We start from the raw sequence: 23,308 nt of genomic DNA, 5'->3' as shown, positions 1-23,308 counted from the left end.
CGCCCACGTGGCGTCCAACCGGCCTGCCCAGTCAACCTCGTTCGCGCCGAGTGACCAGCAGAGCAACACCTTCGGCTACGGCCGCGGCAACGACGAGGGCCCCTGGGAGGAGTGGAATCCCACCGAGGATTCCGTCCGTCCCGTCCGTGGCCGGCACCGCGTCTCCAAGCAGCGCGGCGGAGGACTCGCCCGCAGCTCCACCGTCCTCGGCGTAGGCGTCATCGCCGCCGTCGGCGCGGGCGGCATGGCCACCGCGCAGAGCGGCAAGCCGCCGGTGTCCATCTCGATGCCCGACCTGTCATCGGTCGCCGACTCGGCCAAGGGCCTGATATCGGACGGCTCCGACGCCGGCGCACCGAAGGGCTCGGCCACCCCGCTCACCACCGCGGGACTGACCAACTCGGACACCGCGCGAGGCACCACCGACGCGGGCGAGGCCCTGCGCGCCCGCATCATGCAGCAGGCCGAGTCGCAGCAGGACCAGGTCGACCTCAAGGCCGCCGAGGCGGCTCAGGCCGCCGCCGTGAAGAAGGCCGCCGAGGAAGCCGCCAAGACCCAGGACGAGGCCGAGGCCAAGGCCGCCGCCGCCAAGAAGAAGGCGGAGCAGGAGGCCAAGGAGAAGGCCGAGGCGGAGCGCCTCGCGGAGCTCGCCAAGAGCTACGCGCTGCCGACCTCCTCGTACACGCTCACCTCGCGCTTCGGTGACTCCGGCTCCATGTGGTCCTCCGGCTACCACACCGGCCTCGACTTCGCGGCGCCCACCGGCACGCTGATCAAGGCCGTGCACACCGGAACCATCACCGAGGCGGGCTGGGCCGGTTCGTACGGCTACCGCACCATCCTCACCCTGGAGGACGGCACCGAGGTCTGGTTCTGCCACCAGTCGTCCATCAGCGTCAGCGTGGGCCAGAAGGTCGCCACCGGTGACGTCATCGGACGGGTGGGCGCGACCGGCAACGTGACCGGGCCGCACCTGCACATGGAGGTCCACGCGGGCGGCGCCGCCACCGGCATCGACCCGATGGCGTGGCTGCAGAGCAAGGGCCTCAACCCGTAGGTCCGCCGGCCGGGCTCGCGGAATAGGCGGTACCGCGGACGATGTTGAAATCGTCCATGACTTCTCTCCGCAAGCTCGGCCCGTCAGACCTCGAGGTCTTCCCGCTCGCCCTCGGCGGCAACGTCTTCGGCTGGACCGCCGACGAGGCGCAGTCCTTCGCCGTGCTGGACGCCTACGCGGCGGCCGGCGGCAACTTCGTGGACACCGCGGACACCTACTCCTCGTGGGCTCCCGGCAACGAGGGCGGCGAGTCGGAGACCGTCATCGGCCGGTGGTTCGCCGCGCGCGGCAACCGTTCCGACATCGTCCTCGCGACCAAGGCCGGCGCGCACCCCGCGTACAAGGGGCTGGCGCCCGACACCCTCAGGGCCGCCGCCGACGCCTCGCTGCGCCGGCTGGGCACGGACTACATCGACCTGTACTACACGCACTACGACGACCCCTCGGTCCCCGTCGAGGACATCATCGGCACGCTCGACGAACTGGTGCGGGCCGGCAAGGTGCGCGCCGTCGCGGCCTCCAACATCTCGCCCGAACGGCTCCAGGAGTCCCTGGAGTTCTCCGACCGCGAGGGCCTGGTCCGCTACGTCGCCGTCCAGCCGCACTACAACCTCGTCTCCCGCCGCACCTACGAGGGCCCGCTCCAGGAGATCGCCTCCCGCTCCGGCCTCGCCGCCGTCCCGTACTACGCCCTGGCCTCCGGCTTCCTCACCGGCAAGTACCGCCCGGGTACGACGGTCGACTCGGCGCGGGCCGCCGGCGCGGGCAAGCACCTGGAGACCGAGCGCGGGACGCGGGTGCTGGCCGCGCTCGACGAGATCGCCGGGTCCCGGGGCGTCCCGCAGGCCACGGTCGCCCTGGCCTGGCTCGCCGACCGGCCGACGGTGGCGGCGCCGCTCGCCTCCGCCCGGACGGTCGAGCAGCTCCCGGCGCTCCTCGGGGTGGCCGACCTGACCCTGACGGACGCGGAGCTGGCCACGCTGACGCAGGCGTCCGCCTAGGGCCTGTCGTTTGGATCAGGCCGGTGTCGCGGGGTCTGGCACGCACATCTGCGGCGTTGTCGTCGGTCGCCGACTCCCCCACTCTCGGCTCCGCTCGAGCGGGGGGACCCCCATCGCTTCGACTCCCTCCTCCGCCTTGCAGCTGCACGCACCAGACCCCGCTCGGGTCGGCCGGGACGAACCGTCCGTCACGGCCGGCCTGATCCAAACGACAGACCCTAGACAGGTCCCGCCGGTCGCTCCGCCCCGGTCGCGCTACGAGCGGTACGGGTTGTACGCGCCGTAGGGGTCGTGGCCCGGGTGGGGCGCCGGGTACGCCGACGGGGGGCCGGCGTACGGGTGGACGGGCGGCGGCGCGTACAGCGGTGGCCAGGGCGGTACGACCGCGGGGGCGGACGCCCGGGCCGCGTACGCGAGGGAGGGCCGGGCTACCTCCCGGCGCCGCCACAGCTCGTGCAGCAGCTCCCTCTCCCGTACGACGAAGTCGGCGCTCGCGCGGCCGGCGCGCCCGCGGTGCCGCAGGAACGCCAGCGAGGTCGCGTAGGACTCGTACTCGGCGACCGACCGGGCGGCGGCCTTGCCGAAATGGTGAGCGGCGTAGTCGCGAGCCAAACGCCGCGCCCGCATGGACCCCAGGACGAACGGCTCGGGCGCCGTCAGCCAGCCCGCCACGGCGTACGCGGGCAGCTCCGCGCGCACGGTGCGCAGTTCCCGCTGGCGCGTCCATATGACCAGCCAGGTGAGCAGGCCGAACGCGGGGACCATGAAGGCCGCGTAGACCGCGAAGAAGCCGTACTCGCCGAAGGACGAGGAGCCGTTCCACACCGCGTGCATGCCCATGGCCAGCAGCAGTCCGGACAGCGGCAGCAGCACCCGGCGCAGGCGCTGGCGGTCCGCGGACAGCGCGGCGATGCCGAAGCCGATGCCGGTGAGGACGGTGAACAGCGGGTGCGCGAACGGGGACATCACCACGCGCACGAAGAAGGTTGCCGCGGTCACCGACGCCAGGCCCCGGCCGCCGTTGAGCTGGTCGGTGCCGAAGGCGTTGCCGAGGTAGAGGATGTTCTCGGTGAAGGCGAAGCCGGTGGCGGTCACCCCGGCTATGACGACCCCGTCGACGATCCCGGTGAAGTCCCGTCTGCGGAACAGGAAGACCAGCAGCACGGCGGCCGCCTTCGCGGACTCCTCCACCACGGGCGCTATGACGGTGGCACCGAGCGTGTCGGCGCCGGACGGGTCAGCGGTCGCTGTCGCTATCCACCGGGTCGCGAAACTGTTGGCGACGATCGCTATCAGCGCCGCCGCGCAGGCGCCCCAGGCGAAGGCGAAGAGCAGGTTCCGCCAGGGGCCCGGTTCGACGCGGTCCAGCCAGCGGAACGCGGCCAGCAGGAGCGGGACCGGCAGCACGGCGAGGCCGAGGCCCACCAGGAAGCCCTGGGTGCCGGTCTGCCGGCGGACCAGCGCGAGGATGACCAGTCCGGAGAGCGCGAGCAGGGTGACCAGGGCGCCGTAACGCACCCATCTGTGCTGCCACCAGTGCGCATGCCGCAGCGCACCGTCGGCCGAGCCGGTGGGGTACGTCGGGTACGGAGGAAAGGTGGCCACGGCATCGACCCTAACGAGGGAGGGGCGCTGCCCGCGACGGCACCCGGTGGGGGCCGTGCGGTGCCTCAGTCGCCGGCGGGGGGTTGGTCAGCGTGTTCCTCTTGGCGTTCGTTCCGGTCCTCGGCCCGGTGCTCCGCACGGCGGAACAGCAGGTCGTGCACCACATGGCCCTTGTCCAGTCCCTGGCCCTCGAAACGGGTCAGCGGACGGAAGCCGGGACGTGGCGCGTAACCGCCGTCCGGCTGGGTGTTCTCGAAGTCCGGGTGCGCGGTCAGCACGTCGAGCATCTGCTCGGCGTACGGTTCCCAGTCGGTCGCGCAGTGGAGGACGGCGCCGGGCTTCAGACGGGTCGCGGCCAGGGTCAGGAATTCCGGCTGGATGATGCGGCGCTTGTGGTGGCGCTTCTTCGGCCACGGGTCCGGGAAGTAGACGCGCAGTCCGTCGAGGGTGTCCGGTCCGAGCATCTCGCGGAGCAGGATGATCGCGTCGCCGTTGCCCACCCGGATGTTGGACAGCCCGTTCCGGTCGGCGAGATTGAGCAGGTTGCCCTGGCCGGGCGTGTGCACGTCGACGGCCAGGATGCCGGTGTCCGGGTCCGCGGCGGCCATCTGGGCGGTGGCCTCGCCCATCCCGAAGCCGATCTCCAGGACGACGGGGCCGTCGGTGCCGAAGAGCTCCGCGAGGTCGAGGGGGCGCCCGTCGATGTCCAGTCCCCACTTGGGCCACAGCCGCTGGAGCGCGTCCGCCTGGCCGGCCGTCACCCGGCTGCGCCGCGGCTGGAAGCTCCGGATCCGGCGCTCGAAGTGCGAACCGGCGGGATCGGGCTTCGGCCCGGCGGGGAAGCGGGGCTCGCCCTTGGCACGGGAAGGGCGCGGCGAGCCCTCGGCCGCGGAGGGCCGGGGCTCTTCGGAGGAGTTGAGGGAATCAGACACAGTGAGTCGATTTTACGGCGGACGGCTCCCGGCGCCTCCCGCCCCGGGGACGGGCCGCTCCCGGGCGGGCCGGGGAGGACGCGCCCGCGGGGCCGGGCGGGCACGGTCGCGGCCCGTTGCCGGGAGGGTCAGGGCTGGGACAGCGCCTTGAGGGCTCTGCGGGCGATCTCCCGGCCGATCGGGAGGGAGGCCGTGGCGGCCGGCGACGGCGCGTTCAGCACGTGGACCGTCCGGGGGCGCTCCTGGATGAGGAAGTCGTCCACCAGCGTCCCGTCCCGCAGGACCGCCTGGGCGCGGACGCCCGCCGGGGCCGGTATCAGGTCGTCCGGGGTGACCGCGGGCAGCAGTCGCCGGACGGCCTCGGTGAACGCCGCCTTCGACACCGAGCGGCGCAGCTCCCCGGCCCCGTACCGCCAGTGGCGGCGTCCGATCCGCCAGGAGCCCGGCCAGGCCAGGGTCGCCGCCAGCTCGCGCGGGTGGACCGTGCCCCAGCCGTACCCCTCGCGGGCCAGCGCGGGGACCGCGTTCGGGCCGATGTGCACGCCCGCGTCGATGCCCCGGGTCAGATGCACCCCGAGGAAGGGGAACGCCGGGTCCGGCACCGGGTACACCAGTCCGCGCACCAGCTCCGGGCGGGCCAGCGTGTAGTACTCGCCACGGAACGGGACGATCCGCATCCCCGGGTCGTCCCCGGCGAGGCGGGCGATCTCGTCGCAGTGCAGCCCCGCGCAGTTGACCAGCACGCGCGCGCGGACGATCCGGCCGTCGGCCGTCCGGACGGCGACGCCGAGGTCGGGGCGCCGGTCGACGCGCTCGACCCGCGCGCCGTAGTGGATCTCGGCGCCGGAGGACTCCGCGAGCCGGCGGGCCACGGCCACGTAGTCGCAGATCCCCGTCGTCCCGACGTGTATGGCGGCCAGTCCGCGGACCTCCGGCTCGTACTCCTCGATCTGGGCGGGGCCCAGCTCGCGGACCGCGATGCCGTTCTCCCGGCCGCGCTGGACGAGGGCGTGCAGGCGGGGCAGCTCGGCCTTGTCGGTGGCGACGATCAGCTTGCCGGTGACGCTGTGCGCGATGCCGTACTCGGCGCAGAACTTCGTCATCTCGGCGGCGCCCCGGACCGCGTAGCGCGCCTTCATGGAGCCGGGGCGGTAGTACACCCCGCTGTGGATGACCCCGCTGTTGCGGCCCGTCTGGTGACGGGCGGGGCCCTGCTCCTTCTCCAGCACCATCACATGCGTGCCCGGTGCGGCGCGCGAGATCGCGTACGCGGCCGACAGACCGACGATCCCGCCGCCGGTCACCAGCACGTCGCAGTCGTATGCAACCCGTTGCCGCACCCGCTTCACCTCCCGGCTTCGATAGTGCACTGCGCCACTGACAATGCCCTCAAACCCGGATCGCGCTCCCCGTGCCCGCGGGTGCGCAGGAGCGGCGGGACCGCGAGGCTACGCGGGAGCCATCAGCAACGGCCGCGCCCGCTCCCGCAGCTCCACCACGCGCGGTTCGTCCCCGTACGGCTCCAGGCGGTGCAGCAGGTCCTTCACGTACTCGGTGGTGCGGGCCGAGGAGATGCGCCCGGCGACCTCGACCGCCCGCACGCCCTGCTCGCAGGCCGCGTCCAGGTTGCCCGACTCGAGCTCGGCGACCGCCGACACCACCAGCCGCAGCCCGTGGGAGCGTACGAACTCCTCCGTCGGCTTCGACAGCGCCTGCTCCGTGAAGCGGCGGACCTGGCGCGGGGCCTTCAGGTCGCGGTAGCACTCGGCCGCGTCGGCGGCGAAGCGGTCGTACGAGTAGAAGCCGAGCCAGGACGGGTCGTGATCACCGTCGCGGGCCCGCTCCAGCCAGCCCTCGGCCGCTTTCAGGGCACCGCCGGCCGCGTGGGCGTCACCCGCGCGCGCGTGGGCCCGCGCCTCGACCAGGCGGAAGAAGCTCATCGTGCGCGCGGTGGCCAGCCCGCGGTTGCGCTCCAGGGCGGCCTGGGCGAGGTCGACGCCCTCGTCGCCGAAGCCCCGGTAGGTGGCCTGGAGGGACATCGACGCCAGGACGTAGCCCCCCAGGGGGACGTCCGCGGCGGCGCGGGCCAGGCGCAGCGCCTGGATGTAGTAGCGCTGGGCGGCCTCCTGCTGGCCGGTGTCGAAGGCCATCCAGCCGGCGAGGCGGGTCAGCTCGGCGCTCGCCCCGAAGAGCGCCCGGCCGACCTCGTCGGAGTACGCGCCGAGCAGCAGCGGCGCCGCCTCCACCCGCAGGCACTCGGGCACCATCGACGAACGCCAGTCGCCGCCGCCGTACTTGGAGTCCCAGCGTCGGGCGTCCTCGGCGGCCTCGCGCAGTTTCAGCACATCGCTGTGGCCGACTTTCAGCGGTGCTCCGGAACCCTCACCGGGGTTCGCGTCGCGTGCCACCGAACTGTCGGCCGGGGTTATCAGCCACCGTGAGGCGGGCGTCGCGTAGGCGCTCACCGCGAAGGAACCGGCGAGCGATTGCCAGATGCCGCCGCCGGCCCGGCGGCCGGCCAGGTCGAGGCGGTACAGCTCCGTCGCCGACCGCACCGCCTGTCCCACGTCGCGCGGGAAGGCGAGGCCCACTTCGGGTGCGGGGTCCGCGTCCGCCAGACCGATCTCGTGGAGCGGTACGGGGCGGCCGAGTTTCTGCCCGATGGCGGCCGCGATGAGGTGCGGGGCGGCACCCTGGGGCACCATTCCCTTCGACACCCAGCGCGCCACCGACGTCTTGTCGTAGCGAAGAGTCAGACCGCGCTGGGCGCCAAGGTCGTTGACGCGCCGGGCGAGGCCCGCGTTGCTGATTCCCGCGAGGGCGAGAACGGTGCCGAGTTTTTCGTTCGGCCCGCGTTGCTCCCTGGACATGCGCCACCCCTCGACACAGACGGCTGCCGCGCTGGCATAACCACGCGGCATTCGTAAACCCAGCGTAGTTCGCCCAATCCCAAGCGTTAAGGGGCGTACTTCCGGATGGCGGGATTGTGGTCCGCACGGCAGTACGGAGTGTTGCGGCGTGCTCCCGTTGTGTGGCCGTGCGCCCGCCCGTGCGCTCTTCTCCGGCCACGGGGGGAGCGCTTCCATGAGGACGCGTGGGTCGGCCCGCTGTACTGGATCCGGTGGGCTGGGGGACACCGCCGCCTACATCCCCGCGGGCGGCGGATCGGTCCGGGAGGCGAACTCCGCCTCCCGGACTGGAGGTCGCCGGCCCTCCGCACGGCCTGTACGGAGCGTGTGCGCGCGTGGCCATCCAGCATCGATTTGGCTTGTTATCGACGGTTCCTCGGGAGGTCAATACGCCGTCTCACCACGTCACTTGAGGGCGCGCGGGGTGCCTTTGGGGAGCGTATCGGGGGCGCATTCGAGTCGCTGTTCGTGGGGGTGTCTTTCGTGACCGCCCTGGCGGCAGCCCCGGCCGCGCCTCCCCGGCTCCCGTCCGCCGCCGTCCACCGGCCCGCCGCCGGCACGTCAACTCGCCTCCGCCATTGCCTCTCTGACGGTCCCTCGACTGCTCCCCGACACCCGCCGCACGGCCGGTCGGGAGCCTGCACGGGGTCCGCGGGGGCGCATTCCGGGGGGCGCAAGCAGTCCCACAGGCCTTCCAGCGTGCCCGCTTCGTGGCAGCATGGTGCCCAGTTCGTGCGGTGCACTGGTTGTCCACAGCCTGTGGAGGCGGCGATGCGGTGGTTGGTGGGGTGGAGCAGTACCGCCGCCAGAGCCTCTGAGGTCGGCTCGGCGGGTGCCACCGGGAGCGACGGCGAGACCGTGCACCCGGTCGGCTCCCAACTGCTCTGGGGCGACCCCGATCCGCTCTGGGCGGTCGGCGACTGGCGCCCCGACGAGGTGCGCGTCGTCAACGCGGGCGCGCAGAACCGGATCGCCGTCCTCGGCACCTGCGGCGCCTCCGACGAGGAACTGCGCGTCGGGCTGTTCGCCGCCCGCGGAGGGGCACTTCGCCATCTCACCGCCTGGCCCGGCAGCTACACCGCCATCGTCCAGGCCGGCCGCCGCGTCACCGTCTGCGGCGATCTCGCCGGCGCCCGGCCCGTGTTCTACACCCCCTGGGCGGGCGGTACGGCCTACGCGACCGCCGCGCTGCCCCTCGCCGACCTCATCGAGGCCAACCTCGACTTCGGACACCTCGCCGCGCTGCTCGCCGCTCCCGACGTGCCCGCCGCCGTGCACGACTCCACGCCGTACGACGGCGTGCGGCGCATCCCGCCCGGACACGCGCTCATCCTGCGCGCGGGGGCCCGGGAGATCGCCGGGTACGAGGCCGTCGCCTCGCTCGCCGTCGCCGCACCGGCCGCCGATCCCACCGCCTCCGTGGACGCCGTCCGGGACGCCCTCGTCGACGCCGTACGCGCCCGGCTCGCCGCGCCCCGGCACGTGCCCGGTGCCGACGTCGACCCCGGTCCCGTGCCCGGCATGGGCCCCGCCGAGCGGCGCGCCGCCCGCGGCATGCCCGTCCCCGGCATCGGCGCCGACCTCTCCGGCGGCCCCGCCTCGGGGACCCTCGCGCTCCTCGCCGCCGGGCTCCCCGGGATGCCCGGCACCGTGCTGGGCCACGGCACCGGCGCGGGCGAGCGACTCCTCGCCGTCACCTTCAACGACCTCGCCGTCAGCGGGCGTGAGGCCGAGCTGGAGCGGGCCGGGTCGCTGGCCGCCAACCCCCGGCTGCACCACGTGGTCGTCGCCGGCGGGGAGGAGGCCCTGCCCTACGCCGACCTGGACGGGCCGCTCACCGACGAGCCCGCGCCCTCGCTGGTGACGGCCGCCCGGCACCGGGCCCGGCTCGCCGCGGGCAGCGCCGACCACTTCACCGGGTACGGGGCGCGGCAGGTGCTCGACGCGCACCCCGCCCGGCTGGCGGATCTCCTGATGGACCGCAAGCGGCGCCATCTCGTGCGGCCCGTCGCCGCGCTCACCCGGGCCGACGGGTCCGTCATGGTCCCCGCGCGCGTGTACGGCGCGGCGCGCAAGCTGGCCCGTACGCCGTACCGGGCCGGGGTCGACGTCCTCGCCGACCGGCTGCTGCACCGCCGGTTCGAGGAGCCCGTCGGGGCCGTCGGGGCCTCCCTCTCCGCGCTCACCTGGGCCCGGCCCGGGCCCGCCGCGCGGTGGCTGACCGGGGAGGCTCTCGCTGAAGTATCGGTTCGTCTCCAGGCGGCGTCCGGGCGGGCGGGGGTGAGTCCCGGGCAGCGGCCCGGGGACTTCCGCGCGCGTGCGGCGCTCGCGCGGCACGCGGCGGACCTGCGCATCCTGGAGCAGGCGGTGGAGATCCGCTTCCAGCGGCTGCACGCGCCGTTCCTCGACAACCAGGTCGTGCGGGCGTGCCGGGCGCTGCCCGAGGCGCTGCGGGTGCAGCCCGGGGCGCGGGCGGCGATCCTCCGTACGGTGCTGGAGGGGGCCGGGGTCGGTGACCTCCCCGCGGGCTGGGGCGCGCCGTCCAACGCCTCTTCCGCGGCGGCCGTCCGGACGGGGCTGCGGGTGTCCGTGGACTCGCTGATCGCCCTGTTCGACACGCCGTTGCTCGCGGAGGCGGGGCTGGTCGAGGCGCGGGTGGTCCGCAGGGCGCTGCGGGCTGCGGCGGACGGGGAGCCGCTGCCGTTGGACGGGCTCGCGGACCTGGTCTCCCTGGAGCTGTGGCTCCGTCGGCTGCTGAGCCGCCGGGGCACGTGCTGGACGGGGACGCCGGCCCGGCAGCGGGCGGTACCCGCGGGGATCGCGCCGCAGGGGCGGGTGCTGGGGTCGGGGCGACGGGGGCTGGCGGGGGCGCCTTGAGCGGGGTTGTCCTGGGCGGTGTCCGGTGTGGTGGGCGTCGGGCGCTGGCCGTCCGGTGGGTGGGTCGGGGCCGTGCCGGTACATCCGGCCGTCGGTAGTTGTTGCCGGCCCCCGTTACCAGCGTTCCTCGGTTGCGTACGTCCCCGTCTCGACGGCCATTTGATGTACCGGCACGGCCCCTTCGGTCGGAGGGCGGCTGCGGGCCGTCGTCACCCCAGCTGCGGGCAATCGTGCCGCTGGGGCGATGGGGGTCCCCCCGCTCGAACGGAGCCGAGAGTGGGGGAGGGTGGGGCGCAGGCGGCTCCCCGTTGGCGCCGGGTTCGCCGTCCCACCCCGGCGTCGGCCGAGGCAGCGGGGGCTGCTGTACGTGGGGGCCTCGTGGTTCGGGTTGCCTGGTCTGTTGGGGTTTCCGAGGCCGGCGTATGGGCGGGGAGTGGGCCGGGGCTGGTGAGGTCGGGGTGGGGCTCGCCGGGGAAAGGGGGTGCTGGGGGATGGTGGGGCGGTGAGAATGGGGGCGTGCGGTACAGAATCCTGGGCGTCACCCAGGCGGAGGACGACCAGGGAACCCCCATAGCCATGGGCGGCCCCCGAGTCCGCGCACTCCTCACCGCCCTCGCCCTGCGCCCCGACCGCACGACCACCCCCGAGACCCTGATCGACGAGGTGTGGGCGGACGACCCGCCCCAGGACGCCCCCGCGGCGCTGCAGGCCCTGGTCGGCCGCCTCCGCCGGGCCCTCGGCAAGGACGCTGTCATCTCCGGGCCCGGCGGCTACCGCCTCGCCGCCGCACGGGACGACGTCGACCTGTACGTCTTCGAACGCCTCGTGCGCGACGCCAAGACCGCCCTCGCCCGGGGCGACGCGCACACCGCCGCGGACGAGCTGCGCGAAGCCCTCGCCCTCTGGCGCGGCCCCGCCCTCGCAGACCTTCCCGACCGTGACGCGGCGACCCGCGCGGAGGCCCTGCGCCTGGAGGCGACCCGTACCCGCCTCGCCGCCGACCTGCGACTGGGCCGCGCCCCCGACGTCGTGCCGGAGCTGCGGGAACTGACCGCCGCGCACCCCTACGACGAACCACTGCACGCGCTCCTCATCCACGCCCTGCGCGACGCCGGACGCCACGCGGACGCCCTCGCGGCGTACGAGACCGCGCGCCGCGCCCTCCTGGAAGGGCTCGGCACCGACCCGGGACCGGAACTGCGGGCGCTGCACGGCGAGTTGCTCGGGGAGTCCGAGGCGCCGGTTCCCGCACCCGTACGGCCGGAGCCGCGCGGCGGGAACATCCGGCGGCGGCTGAACTCCTTCGTCGGGCGGGAACCCGAGATCGAGTCCATCCGCGCGGACGTGCGCCGGGCCCGCCTGGTCACGCTGACCGGACCCGGCGGCTCCGGCAAGACCCGCCTCGCCGAGGAGGCCGCCGCCGGCCTGCCGCAGGCGTGGCTCGCCGAACTGGCTCCGCTGGAGCGGCCGGAGGCGGTGCCCGGCGCGGTCGTCGGCGCCCTCGGCCTGCGCGAGACCGTGCTCGTCACGAACGAGATGTCCGCCACGGCGGCGACCGACCCGCTCGCCCTGCTCGTCGAGCACTGCGCCGCGCGCAGCCTGCTGCTGATCCTCGACAACTGCGAGCACGTCATCGACGCCGCGGCCGCCCTCGCCGAGACCCTGCTGACGCACTGCCCCGGCCTCACGATCCTCGCCACCAGCCGCGAACCCCTCGGTGTGCCGGGCGAGTCGGTCCGCCCGGTGGAGCCGCTGCCGCCCGACCCCGCCCGCCGGCTCTTCGTGGAGCGGGCCGCCGCCGTCCGCCCCGACGCGGACGCCGTGCACGACCCGGAGGCGGTGGACGAGATCTGCCGGCGGCTCGACGGACTGCCGCTGGCCATCGAACTGGCCGCCGCCCGGCTGCGGATGCTCACCCCGCGCCAGATCGCCGATCGCCTGGACGACCGCTTCCGACTGCTCACCTCCGGCAGCCGCACGGTCCTGCCCCGCCAGCAGACGCTGCGCGCCGTCGTCGACTGGTCCTGGGACCTCCTCGACGAGCGGGAACGCACCGTGCTGTGCGAGGCGTCCGTGTTCGCGGGCGGCTGGGACCTCGCGGCGGCGGAGGCGGTGTGCACCGGGCCCGCGGCCGACCTCGTCGGGGCGCTCGTGGACAAGTCCCTGGTCGTCGCGACACCGGGCGAGGACGGCGGGATGCGGTACCGGATGCTGGAGACCATCCACGAGTACGCCGGTGAACGCGCCGCCGAGGTGCCCGGGCTGCGGGCCGCGGCCGAGCGGCGCCACCGCGCCTGGGTGCGCGCCCTCGTCGAGGAGGCCGAGCCCCAGCTGCGCTCCGCCGGCCAACTCCCCTGGATCCGGCGCCTGGAGAGCGAGCTCGACAACATCCGGGCGGCGCTCTGGCGGGCGGTCCACGCCGGTGCGGAGGAGGAGGCCGGCGCCCTCGTCCTCGCCATGGGCTGGTTCTGGTGGCTGCGCAACGACCGTGCCGAGGGCGCGGAATGGACCGACCGCGTGCTGCGCCTGGGGCTCGTCCTGGACGCGGGCCCGGACGCCCGCGGCGACGACCTGCTCGCCGCGCTGTCCGGCGTCGACCCCGCCGGGGCCTGCCTGGCGGACGCCGACGGCGAGGAGCACCCGCTGCACCGCCTGCGGATGAACCTCCGTATGCAGGAGCTGTTCCTCGTCATGGAGGCGCAGCCCCTGGAGTCGCTCCGGGACCGGCTCACTCCGGAGTACATCCGCCGGGTCCGCCGCGTCTTCGAGAAGGGCGGTCCGGACGCGGCGGTCATGCCGGGACTGGTCTGGCCGCTCGCCGTCTACTTCCTGGGCTCATCGGAGGACCTGCGGCCCGCCCTGGACGCCGCCCTCGCCAACTGCCGTACGTACGGCGGCGACTGGGAGGTCGGCGTCATCCTCATGTTCCGTACGCACATGGTCGTCGACTCACCCGGCGGGCTGCACGACATCGACGGCGACCTCGCCGAGCTCCGCACCCTGAGCCGCCGCGTCGGCGACCGCTGGATGCGCGCCCAGGTGTGCAGCGCGGCCGGGGAGACGGCGATGGTGCGCGGCCGGTTCGAGGACGCGCGGGGCGAGTACGAGGACGCGCTGCGCCTCGCGCACGAGGTGGGCGCCCACACGGAGACGCCGTTCCTCATCGCGCGGCTCGCCGAGATCGCGTACCGCGCGGGCGACCGCTCGCAGTCGCTGGCCCTCCTGGACCGGGCGAGCGAGGCCGCCGAGCGCCACGGGGTGACGGACTCCCGGGCCTTCGTCCTGATGATGCGCGCCCACATGGCGCTGGACGACGGGGCGGCCGGCGAGGCGCGCGAGCTGCTCCGGGCGGCGCGCACGGAGTCCCGCCGGGGCACCCCGCCGCCGCAGTTCCTCGCCGCCCTCGGCCAGCTCGACGCCATGATCACGGCGATCGAGACGACCCCGGAGCGGGGCCTGGCGAAGATCACCGAGACCCTGCGCGACGCCATGGACGCGCGCTGCGCGGAGTGGGTGACGGCCACCCTCGCCGACAACGCGGCGCGGCTGCTCGCCGAGACGGGCGACCTCGCGCGCGCGGTCCGCCTGCTCGCCGCCGGAGAGCGCTGGCGGGGCGGCCACCCGCGTCCGATGCCGGAGAGCTGCCACGCCGAGCGCATCACGGCCGAGGCGCGCGCGTCCCTCGGCCGCGCCCGCTACGAGTCCGAGCGCGCGCTGGGCGGCGGCCTCACCCCGGACGGCGTCCTGCTCACCTTGAAGGAGGCATTGGACGCCGGGTAGCCCTCGTGCGGCTCAGCGGCACCTGAACGCCGAGTCCGCCCAGTCCGCGAGCGTCACGGCGTCGAACGAGGTGTCGGGGTCGACGGCGAGGCGGATCGTCCGGCGGCCGGTGAGGTCCACGTGGACCGGGACCGCGCTGTCGCCGCCGGCCAGCAGCGGGGACCGCCACAGACGCGAGCCGTCGGCGTACACGGAGAACCGCACCCTGCCGAGCCCCAGTGTCATGTCGTCGACGCCGACCACCGCGTCGTACGCCGTGCAGTCGCGGTTCAGGTCGATGGTCACCGAGGACTTGCCGTGCACGGTCACTCCGCGCGCGTACTCCCGGCCGCCGACCGAGACGCCCCACCGCTGCCACACCCAGCTGCTCTCGCCGAGCCGCATCTCGGGCTCGGTGCCGTCACCGGTCAGGCCGTACTTCAGCTCGTTCCACGGGTAGACGGCGGGCGCGGGCGCGGGCGCGGGCGGCGGCGGGGGTGTGGGCTTCGGGGTGGGCCGGGGTGCCGGGGCCGGCGCCGGTTTCGTACGGGTGGGCGTCGGGGACGGCTCGGCCCGCGTGGGCCGGGGAGCGGGCGCCGGGGTCGTCGCCGGGGCCGGGGTCGGGGCACCGGCGGCGACCACCGGCGGCCGCCGGGACGCCTTCCCCGGCGGGTCCGGGGCGGGCTCCGGGGCCTGCGACTCGACGGCGCGCGACGCGCTCGGCCTGGCCTCGGGCTTCCTCGCGGGGCTGTCGTCGCCGACGAGCGCGAGGGCAACCGCCGCGACGGCCACCGCGGCGACTCCCGCCGCGATACCGGCCTTGGCCGGCGCGCCGAGCCCCTCGGAGGCCGCCGCGCCACCGGCCCCTCCGGCGGAACCGCCCGCGGCGGCGGCCGCACCCGCGGCGCCGACCCCGGTGCCGCCCGCGACGAGCGCGACCGCTTTCGCGTACCCGGCGGCCCCGAACCAGCCGATCACCGCGACCGGTACGACGGCGGGGATGCCGCCGGCGACTTCCTTGATCTGACCCGCCGCGAGGCGGCACTTGACGCACTCCTCCAGGTGCTTGCGCAGCCCGCGCTCGGCCCGGCTGCGCAGTCCGCCGCGCGCGTGGGCGCCGAGCCGGTCGGCGTAGCGCGCGCACTCCTCGTCGGCGATGAGCGTGGTGCTGACGTGGGCCTGGAGGTAGGCCTGCTTGAGTCCTTCGCGGGCGCGGCTGGCGAGGACGCGGGTGCCGTTCGCGTCGAGCCCGAAGAGCGTGGCGACCTCGCTCGGCGACTCGTCCTCGACCTCGGTGTGCCAGAGCACGGCCTGCCAGCGCTCGGGAAGCGACCGGAACGCCTGCATGGCCATCGACTGCTCGGCCTCGTGCATCGCCCGCACGTCCGCGCCGAGTTCGAGCGTGTCGTCGTCGCGGACCTCGGGGTTGTGGGCGGCCTGCGCGGCGAACACCGCGAAGTCGTCGACGAGTTGCTCCCGCCTCGCCGTCTTCGTCCAGTGCGCGGCGACGCGGCGGACGCTGGTGAGCAGGTACGCCCGTACGGCGTGCTCGGGGCCGCTGCCGCCCCGCACCGCCTGGAGCATGCGCGCGAACACCTCGGCCGTGAGGTCCTCCGCGGTGTGCCCGTCCCGGCAGCAGGTGCGCGCGTAACGGCGTACGGCGTCGGCGTGGCGGCGGTACAGCGCCTCGTAGGCCGTGTCGTCGCCCGCGCGCATCCGCTCGATCAGGTCGGCGTCGGACGGCGGCAGCTCGGCCGGCGGCGGCAGCACGCCGTCCTCGCGGCGCTCGCGCTGTGAGGGGACGCTGGGCTGCGGCGTCCCGTCCGCGGCGGTGTCCGCGGTCGCGGGGAGGGAGCGGCCACCGTGCGAGCGGCCCTGGCCCGGGACCTGCCGCGCGGCCGGTCCGTCGGGCTCCGCGCCCGCGTCGCCGGGCGACTCGTCCCGTCCGTCAACACTCATCGCGGACTGCCCCCGCCTGCACACTCGACCCGGATACCGGGAAAGCGTGGCACACGGGGCCCCTGAGGAGCCGGGGCGCGGGGATCAACCACTCGTCCGTGGGGTTTTTTCGTACGGCGGTACTGACCGTCACCTGTTCGGGGAAGGCTTCACCGCTTCTTGTGGCGCCAACAGGGCGCGGCTGTACGGAAGTTGGAGTCCTGCCTGAAATGCCCGCCCGGCGCGCGGGAGAGCGGGGCGGGGCCGCCGCGGGAGGCGCGCCGGACACGACCGGCGGCCTCTCGCGGCGATCCTCACGCCGTGCTTCTACAGCGGCCGGGACCGCAGGCCCTCCAGCAGGATGTCCAGCAGCCGGGCCGAGGCCGCGGCCTGCTGGGCGGGATCCGGCAGTGAGGGCGCGGCCGTCGCGATGACCAGCAGGACGTCCGCGACCGTCACGTCCGCCCGCAGCTCGCCCGCCGCGCGGGCCCGGTCCACGAGCCGGCCGACGACCTCGAGCAGCGCCGCGGCGCCGGTGTCGTCACCCGGATCGGGCGCGGTGTCCTCGACGAGCCGCAGCTCGGCCGCCGGCTGGGTCCGCTGGTGCGGCACCCGGGCCTCCTCCGCGAGCACGCCGTCGGCGCCCTCGTCGGCGACGCCCACCCGCAGCACCTGCGGCGGCAGCAGCCGCCCGGCGCCCGAGGCCACCGACGTCCGCAGGAAGCGCGACAGCGCCGACCACGGCTCGTCCTCCTGGCCGAGCGCCGTACGCGCCTGGTCGGTCAGCCGGGACGTCTCCTCCTCGGCTATCCGGCGCACCAGGACGTCCTTGCTCGGGAAGCGCCGGTAGACCGTGCCGACACCCACCCGGGCGCGCCGTGCGACGTCCTCCATCGGCGCGCCGTACCCCAGCTCGCCGAAGACCTCGCGCGCCGCGCGCAGTACGTGTTCCAGATTGCGCTGTGCGTCCACGCGCAACGGGGTGGTACGGGAACCGTCCCCCGGACCGCGTCCGTTGCCGCTTGCCGCGCCGAGTGCGCCACCGGGTGCGATGGCCGACGCGGAAGACCAATGAGAGTCCTGAATGTGCATAAGCGTTCCCCCGGTAATGACGTCTCCCCCCGGAGACTCTCCCCGCCATTGAAAAGCCGGAGCGTGTGGAACGAGCGTGTTTCACGGGTCCGCTCCTGCGGCCCGTCGAGCACATCCCCCTGCACCCCGTCGACACACGAACATAGTTGAGAGGGGGTCAATTCAGAAGGGGCAGGTTCCGCACAGAGCGCCCCCCGATCGGAGCACGGGTCTGTTACCTCCCGATTGCGCCCCCTCTACCCACCCCGTGCGCCCCCACTGAGCTGGGCGTCTTCTCCGTACTCCGGCAATTCGGCCGACCCCGCGCGACGGCGACCGCCGGTCACACAATTTGTCGGGGCTGTGGACAAACGCAGGCGCCGGGTGCGTCATGGGATGGTGACGGCTGAGATCAATCAGGGGACGACCCCCGAACCCCGGAAGAACGCACGCATTCTCATCGTCGGTGGCGGCTATGTGGGGCTGTACACCGCGCTGCAACTGCAGCGGAAGCTGAAACCGGAGCTCAGACGGGGCGAGGTCGAGGTCGTCGTGGTCTCCCCGGACCCCTACATGACGTATCAGCCGTTCCTGCCCGAGGCGGCCGCCGGTCTGATCTCGCCGCGCCACGTCGTCGTCCCCCTGCGGCGGGTCCTCGACCGGTGCACGGTCGTCGTCGGCGAGGTCCTGTCGATCGACCACGCCGCGCGCACGGCGGTCTTCACCACCCCGGCCACGGAGGAGAAGGGCGCGAGCGCGGAGGAGCTCACCTACGACGAACTGGTCCTCGCGCCCGGCTCGGTCTCGCGCACCCTGCCGGTCCCCGGCCTCGCCGACCACGGCATCGGCTTCAAGACCGTCGAGGAGGCCATCGGCCTGCGCAACCACGTCATCGAGCAGATGGACATCGCCTCCTCCACCCGCGACCCCGCGGTCCGCGACGCGGCCCTGACCTTCGTGTTCGTGGGCGGCGGCTACGCGGGCACGGAGGCCCTCGCCGAACTGGAGGACATGGCCCGGTACGCCACGCGGTACTACCACAACATCGGTCCCGAGGACATGAAGTGGATCCTCGTGGAGGCCTCGCCGCGCATCCTGCCCGAGGTCGGCGAGGAGATGGGCAGGTACACGGTCACCCAGCTGCGGCGGCGCAACATCGACGTACGCCTGGAGACGCGGCTGGAATCGTGCGCCGACCGGGTCGCCGTCCTCAGCGACGGAGCGCGCTTCCCGACCCGCACCGTCGTGTGGACGGCCGGCGTGAAACCCCACCCGCTCCTCGCCGCCACCGACCTGCCGCTCGACGAGCGCGGGCGCCTGAAGTGCACGGCCCGGCTCACCGTGGACGGCGCCCCGCACGCGTGGGCCGCGGGTGACGCGGCCGCCGTCCCCGACGTCGCCGCCGGGAAGCCCGGCGCGCAGACCGCGCCCAACGCCCAGCACGCGGTGCGCCAGGCGAAGCTCCTCGGCGACAACATCGCCCACGCCCTGCGCGGCGAGGAGCTGGAGACGTACTCCCACCGGTACGCCGGCTCCGTCGCCTCGCTCGGGCTGCACAAGGGCGTGGCCCACGTCTACGGACGGCGCCTGAAGGGCTACCCTGCCTGGTTCATGCACCGCGCCTACCACCTGAGCAGGGTCCCGACCTTCAACCGGAAGGCCCGCGTCCTGGCCGAATGGACCCTGTCGGGGCTCTTCAAGAGGGAGATCGTCTCCCTCGGCTCACTCGAACACCCCCGTGCCGAGTTCGAACTCGCGGCCGGTGGAAAACCCGCCCGGGACCCGAAGGGGTCGTCCTGACCGGAGCCAGGAACTCCGCCGGAGGGGCCCGCGTCTGACGGATGTCGGTCCGGTCGGCCAGACTGTTCCCCGGCCGGGCGGGTCCGCCGCCCCGCTCTTCGGACCCACGACGCTTTTTCCCACGTGCTGTATCCCCCGGGGGAGACCCCCGGCCCCCCGGCCGACCGTGCCGGCCGGGGGCCATGAACCCGAGGCAAGGACTCGTGAACTTCACGCGCTGGAGCGCCCGACTCCCCGGAACGCAGCGCCGCGCCGCGGCGCGCGGCGACCATCCGGTCACCCAGGACCGGCGGGGCGACGGATCCGTGCCCGCGGCCCGCGTCGAGCAGCTGACCGACGCCGCGCCGCACGTGCCCGCGGTCGACGTACTGCCGGTGCGCGAGGTCCTCGACCGCGTCCCCGCCCTCGTCGCCCTCGTGCACGGCCCCGACCACCGCATCGCGTACGTGAACGACGCGTACGTGACCGCCTTCGGCGTACGCCCCCTCGGCGAGCCCGCGCGCTCGGCCCTGCCGGAACTGGACGGGCTGGGCCTGCTGCCCCTCCTCGACCAGGTGCTGCGCAGTGCCAAACCGCGCACGGTCAAGTCCCGCAGGACACCCGACGGCCGCTCGTACACCTTCACCTGCACCCCCGTGGACACGCCCGACGGGGACGACGGCACCGATGGCCGGGGCGGCGGCGTGCTGATCTTCGCCACCGACGTCACCGACCACGCCGAGGCCGCCGAGCGGCTGCGCGCCAGCGAGCGCCGGCAGCGCGAGACCGCCGTCACCCTCCAGCGCTCCCTGCTGCCCCAGGAGCTGGAGGAACCGGACGACCTGCGCGTCGCCGCCACCTACCACCCCGGCGGCACCGAGGCCGCGGTCGGCGGCGACTGGTACGACGTCATCACCCTGGGCGGCGGCCGCACGGCGCTGGTCATCGGCGACGTCATGGGGCGCGGGGTGCGCGCCGCCGCCGTCATGGGCCAGCTCCGTACGGCGGTCCGCGCGTACGCCCGGCTCGACCTGCCCCCGCACGAGGTGCTCCAGCTCCTCGACGGCCTCGCCACGGAGATCGACGCCAACCAGATCGCCACCTGCGTGTACGCCATCCACGACCCGAACGAAGGCCGGCTGGTCTACGCGTCCGCGGGCCACCTGCCGATCCTCGTACGCGACGAGAGCGGCACCGTGCTGCGCGCCGACGAACCCACCGGGCCCCCGCTCGGCACGGGCGGCTGGATGCACGCCTCGGGCACGGTCCCGCTCGGCCCCGGCTCCACGGCCGTCCTCTACACGGACGGCCTGGTGGAGCGGCGCAACGAGGACCTCGACGAGGGGATCGCCGCCCTGGAGCGCGCCCTGGCCGGCGCGACCGGCACCCCGCAGGTCGTCTGCGACCGACTGGTCCGCTCGGCGGGGGTGACGGCCGACCACGACGACGACGTCGCCGTCCTGGTCCTCCAGCACCCGGCCCGCACCGGCCCCGACAGCGAGCTGTTCCGCAACGCCGCACTGGAGCTGCTCGGCGGGGTGGAGGCCACCCCACGCGCGCGTGCCTTCGCCTCCGGGGTGCTCACCAGCTGGCGCTTCCCGCGCGAGCTGCACGACCTCGGCGTGCTGGCCGCCAGCGAACTCGTCGCCAACTCCCTCCAGCACGGCACCCCGCCGATGCGGCTGCGGCTGCGCCGGACCGACCGGCGCCTGATCATCGAGGTCACCGACGGCGACGACCACCTGCCACGCCGCCGCCGCGCCGAACCGGGCGACGAGGCGGGACGCGGCATCGCCATCGTCGCCACGATCGCCTCCGGCTGGGGCTCCCGGCGCACGCCGGGCGGCGGCAAGGCGGTGTGGTGCGAGTTCGCCCTGCCGCGCGAGGCGGGCTGAGCGGCCGCTCCCGTCAGGCGCTGGAGCGGGCCGGCTCGGCCGGCGCACCGCCCTGCGCCACCACCCGGCTGCGCGCGAGCGACGGCTGGTTCTGCACGGGGGTGAGCTGCCGTCCGAGCCGGACCGCCAGGTAGGTGATGCCGAGCGAGAACAGCAGGAACGTCACGACGTACGGCGCGTGCAGGGACGCGCCCATCGGACCGCCCACCGCCGGGCCGACCGCCAGCGCGAGCTGCTTCACCAGCGCGAAGGCGGAGTTGTACTGGCCCGCCATGCCGGTCGGAGCCAGGTCGGCGACCAGCGGCGCGACCGTCGGGGAGAGCATCGCCTCACCGAGACCGAACAGCGCGTACGTCGACACGAACGCGGCCGTCGCCATGGTCTGGCTGCCGTGCCCGAGGCCCGCGTACCCGGCCACGACCCACGCCAGGGCCCAGATGAGCCCGACCGCGGCGATCACCCGGGACCGCTTGCGACGCTCGACGAACCGCAGCACCGCGAACTGCGCGACGACGATCATCGCCGTGTTCGCCGCGAGAGCCGTACCGAGCGCGGAGGTCGAGATACCGGCCGCCTCGACGCCGTACGCGCTCAGCCCCGACTCGAACTGGCCGTAGCAGGCGAAGAACAGCACGAAGCCGAGGACGCACAGCTGCACCATGGCCCGGTTGCCGAGCAGCTGCTTCCAGCTGCCGCCCCTGGCCTGCGGGGCACCCTCGACCCGCGGCGCGTGCGGCATCCGAACCGTCGTCATGATCACGGCGAGCAGCAGGAACATCGCCGCCTCGATCGCGAACAGCAGCGTGAACGAGTCCGCGCGGGTGGTGTCGACGAGGTGGCCGCCGATCAGGCCGCCGACGCCGAGACCCAGGTTCTGCAGGAAGAACTGCGTGGCGAAGGCGCGCGAGCGGGTGTCCGCGGTGGAGCAGTCCACGATCATCGTGGCCAGCGCCGGCTGCATGACGGCCTGACCGGCACCCAGCGCGGCGGCCGACAGCAGGACCGTCGTCGCACTGCCCGCGAGTCCCAGGCTCAGCGCTCCGAGGGCGGCGGTGACCAGGGCGGCGACGAGGACCGGCCGCGGACCGCGCCGGACGATGGCCCGCCCGGCGAACGGAAGCACCACGAGCGCGGCCACGGCGAAGACGGCGAGCACGAGCCCCGCCGTCATGGCCCCCAGCTCCCGCACCTGCGCCACGTAGACGTACAGATACGGAACCGTGAAGCCGAGCCCGAACGCGCTGAGTGCGTTGCCCACGTGGATCCGGCGCATCGCTGCGCCCATCGCCCTGGTCACTTTCACCTGCCTTGGAACGAGGACCGGCCGGCCCCCGAGCGGGGAGCCGGTCCAGAGGTACGGATGAGGAGTTAACCCTGAAGACTTCAGAGCTAAAGTTCGAAGCTAAACAGTACACCTCCAAGGACTTCGAAGCCAAGCGAGGGCGTGCCATACTGCGCCCATGGGTGACACCCCCGGCGGCGGCGTCAGCGAGCCGACCCTCGAAGAACAGATCGCGGCCTACCAGCGCGAGTTCCGCGACCTCGACCCCCAGGTCGAGAAGATCGTCTCGGCGCTCGGCCGGCTCAACCGCCGCATGAACGTCGCCTACGGCAGGCAGACGGCCACCCTCGGCATCAGCAACGCCGAATGGGAGGTCCTCAAGGCCCTCGTCCTCTCCGGCGCCCCGTACCGCCTGGGCCCGAGCGAGCTCGCCAAGCGGCTGGGCCTCACGCCGGCCGCCATGACCCATCGGATCGACCGCATGGTCACGGAGGGGCTGGTCACCCGGGAGCGGGACGAGACCAACCGGGTGCGTGTCATCATCGAGCTGACGGTGGAGGGCCGCGAGAAGTGGCTCGAGGCGATGCGCCTGGCCACGGTCTTCGAGGAGGACCTGCTCCAGGACCTGTCCGCGGACGAGCGCGGCGTCCTGGGCGAGGTGCTCACCCGACTCCTCCGCCGCGTGGAGGACGCCCAGCCCGACGCGGGCGGCCGTCTCACCGACCTCGACTGAGAGCGTCGACCCCGGTCAGTGAGGGTGTCGGAGCCTCCCGCAAAAGATCTTGACAGAGGTGGTTGACAGCCATCTGCCGGATCCGTAAGGTTCTTCGAGTTGCCGCGGGGCCGTAACGGTTCTGCGACAGCACCTCCGCCGCTGAAGCGGCACCCAAACCACCAGCAGGATCTCCCAACCGGGTTGTATTTCGGCATGTCCGAATTCAATTCGATTGACTCCGGCGGCTCCGATTAGGAACCGCCGAGCGGATCCGCTAAAGTCTGGGACGTCGGAACGGCCCAACAGCCGCGAAGACAAGCCCCGCTGACTGGGAATCAGGCCCGAAAGGATCTGATAGAGTCGGAACCGCCGGAAAGGGAAACGCGAAAGCGCAAACCTGGAAAGCACCGAGGAAATCGGAACCGGAAACGGTCTGATAGAGTCGGAAACGCAAGACCGAAGGGAAGCGCCCGGAGGAAAGCCCGAGA

The 23,308-nt window shown here is 74.0% G+C and carries 14 protein-coding genes; 7 read left to right on the top strand and 7 right to left on the bottom strand.

The genetic code is table 11. The annotated features are described in order from the left end of the window. Positions 1-7 precede the first annotated feature (7 nt). Positions 8-1,057, top strand: coding sequence for a M23 family metallopeptidase (locus tag ACZ4VA_RS32150; RefSeq protein ID WP_356163569.1), 1,050 nt, complete (start codon positions 8-10; stop codon positions 1,055-1,057). 56 nt (positions 1,058-1,113) lie between these two features. Continuing rightward, a complete protein-coding gene (locus tag ACZ4VA_RS32145) occupies positions 1,114-2,058 on the top strand; it encodes an aldo/keto reductase (RefSeq protein WP_356163568.1) in 945 nt (314 codons plus the stop codon). Between the two features lie 255 nt (positions 2,059-2,313). Here the strand turns inward: ACZ4VA_RS32145 and ACZ4VA_RS32140 are convergent, their stop codons facing one another. The 4 genes from ACZ4VA_RS32140 to ACZ4VA_RS32125 all read right to left on the bottom strand — a co-directional run bounded on the left by ACZ4VA_RS32140 (position 2,314) and on the right by ACZ4VA_RS32125 (position 7,465). Continuing rightward, entirely contained in the window at positions 2,314-3,663 is a 1,350-nt protein-coding gene (locus tag ACZ4VA_RS32140) for a PrsW family intramembrane metalloprotease (RefSeq protein ID WP_356176047.1), read from the bottom strand. A 65-nt stretch (positions 3,664-3,728) separates the two neighbouring features. Further along, the gene (gene trmB, locus ACZ4VA_RS32135) at positions 3,729-4,595 is read right to left on the bottom strand and encodes a tRNA (guanosine(46)-N7)-methyltransferase TrmB (protein ID WP_468083516.1); all 867 of its coding nucleotides are present in this window, start codon (positions 4,593-4,595) and stop codon (positions 3,729-3,731) included. Between the two features lie 128 nt (positions 4,596-4,723). Continuing rightward, positions 4,724-5,935 (bottom strand): L-2-hydroxyglutarate oxidase, encoded by a 1,212-nt coding sequence (lhgO, locus tag ACZ4VA_RS32130; protein ID WP_388904860.1) that lies wholly within the window; start codon positions 5,933-5,935, stop codon positions 4,724-4,726. 108 nt (positions 5,936-6,043) lie between these two features. Further along, a complete protein-coding gene (locus tag ACZ4VA_RS32125; protein WP_355790582.1) occupies positions 6,044-7,465 on the bottom strand; it encodes an MFS transporter in 1,422 nt (473 codons plus the stop codon). Between the two features lie 810 nt (positions 7,466-8,275). Between ACZ4VA_RS32125 and ACZ4VA_RS32120 the strand changes: the two genes are divergently transcribed. Together ACZ4VA_RS32120 and ACZ4VA_RS32115 are read left to right on the top strand one after the other, a co-directional pair. Next, entirely contained in the window at positions 8,276-10,381 is a 2,106-nt protein-coding gene (locus ACZ4VA_RS32120; protein WP_356176042.1) for an asparagine synthase-related protein, read from the top strand. A gap of 516 nt (positions 10,382-10,897) precedes the next feature. After that, entirely contained in the window at positions 10,898-14,161 is a 3,264-nt protein-coding gene (locus ACZ4VA_RS32115; RefSeq protein WP_468083513.1) for an AfsR/SARP family transcriptional regulator, read from the top strand. Positions 14,162-14,173: 12 nt separating this feature from the next. Here ACZ4VA_RS32115 and ACZ4VA_RS32110 read toward each other — a convergent pair whose 3' ends face one another. Both ACZ4VA_RS32110 and ACZ4VA_RS32105 read right to left on the bottom strand, forming a co-directional pair. Then, on the bottom strand, positions 14,174-16,099 hold the full coding sequence (locus tag ACZ4VA_RS32110) for a sigma-70 family RNA polymerase sigma factor (RefSeq protein ID WP_468083511.1): 1,926 nt from the start codon (positions 16,097-16,099) through the stop codon (positions 14,174-14,176). Between the two features lie 306 nt (positions 16,100-16,405). Next, positions 16,406-17,170 (bottom strand): TetR/AcrR family transcriptional regulator, encoded by a 765-nt coding sequence (locus ACZ4VA_RS32105; RefSeq protein ID WP_356176034.1) that lies wholly within the window; start codon positions 17,168-17,170, stop codon positions 16,406-16,408. 375 nt (positions 17,171-17,545) lie between these two features. Here ACZ4VA_RS32105 and ACZ4VA_RS32100 point away from each other — a divergent pair, with 375 nt between their 5' ends. Together ACZ4VA_RS32100 and ACZ4VA_RS32095 are read left to right on the top strand one after the other, a co-directional pair. Continuing rightward, positions 17,546-18,949 carry an NAD(P)/FAD-dependent oxidoreductase gene (locus ACZ4VA_RS32100; RefSeq protein WP_468083509.1) on the top strand — a complete coding sequence of 468 codons (1,404 nt, stop codon included), beginning with the start codon at positions 17,546-17,548 and terminating at the stop codon, positions 18,947-18,949. Positions 18,950-19,152: 203 nt separating this feature from the next. Then, complete coding sequence (locus ACZ4VA_RS32095; protein WP_356176031.1) at positions 19,153-20,823, top strand: ATP-binding SpoIIE family protein phosphatase; 1,671 nt, start codon at positions 19,153-19,155, stop codon at positions 20,821-20,823. Between the two features lie 13 nt (positions 20,824-20,836). On the opposite strand, the gene ACZ4VA_RS32090 is transcribed toward ACZ4VA_RS32095, so the two are convergent. Beyond that, complete coding sequence (locus tag ACZ4VA_RS32090) at positions 20,837-22,108, bottom strand: MFS transporter (RefSeq protein ID WP_356176028.1); 1,272 nt, start codon at positions 22,106-22,108, stop codon at positions 20,837-20,839. Positions 22,109-22,283: 175 nt separating this feature from the next. Here ACZ4VA_RS32090 and ACZ4VA_RS32085 point away from each other — a divergent pair, with 175 nt between their 5' ends. Beyond that, the gene (locus tag ACZ4VA_RS32085; protein ID WP_468083507.1) at positions 22,284-22,838 is read left to right on the top strand and encodes a MarR family winged helix-turn-helix transcriptional regulator; all 555 of its coding nucleotides are present in this window, start codon (positions 22,284-22,286) and stop codon (positions 22,836-22,838) included. Positions 22,839-23,308 lie beyond the last annotated feature (470 nt).

The sequence above is a fragment of the Streptomyces sp. NPDC028308 genome (assembly GCF_055565855.1).
Note: the sequence above shows the minus strand (reverse complement) of the source record. Positions and strands in the feature narration are given on the sequence as shown.

Excerpts from the sequence above, each read along its gene's own strand:
- ACZ4VA_RS32145 (WP_356163568.1), top strand. The coding sequence starts at position 1,114 with ATGACTTCTCTCCGCAAGCTCGGCCCGTCAGACCTCGAGGTCTTCCCG.
- ACZ4VA_RS32125 (WP_355790582.1), bottom strand. The coding sequence starts at position 7,465 with ATGTCCAGGGAGCAACGCGGGCCGAACGAAAAACTCGGCACCGTTCTC.
- ACZ4VA_RS32120 (WP_356176042.1), top strand. The coding sequence starts at position 8,276 with ATGCGGTGGTTGGTGGGGTGGAGCAGTACCGCCGCCAGAGCCTCTGAG.
- ACZ4VA_RS32110 (WP_468083511.1), bottom strand. The coding sequence starts at position 16,099 with ATGAGTGTTGACGGACGGGACGAGTCGCCCGGCGACGCGGGCGCGGAG.
- ACZ4VA_RS32105 (WP_356176034.1), bottom strand. The coding sequence starts at position 17,170 with ATGCACATTCAGGACTCTCATTGGTCTTCCGCGTCGGCCATCGCACCC.
- ACZ4VA_RS32100 (WP_468083509.1), top strand. The coding sequence starts at position 17,546 with ATGGTGACGGCTGAGATCAATCAGGGGACGACCCCCGAACCCCGGAAG.
- ACZ4VA_RS32090 (WP_356176028.1), bottom strand. The coding sequence starts at position 22,108 with ATGGGCGCAGCGATGCGCCGGATCCACGTGGGCAACGCACTCAGCGCG.
- ACZ4VA_RS32085 (WP_468083507.1), top strand. The coding sequence starts at position 22,284 with ATGGGTGACACCCCCGGCGGCGGCGTCAGCGAGCCGACCCTCGAAGAA.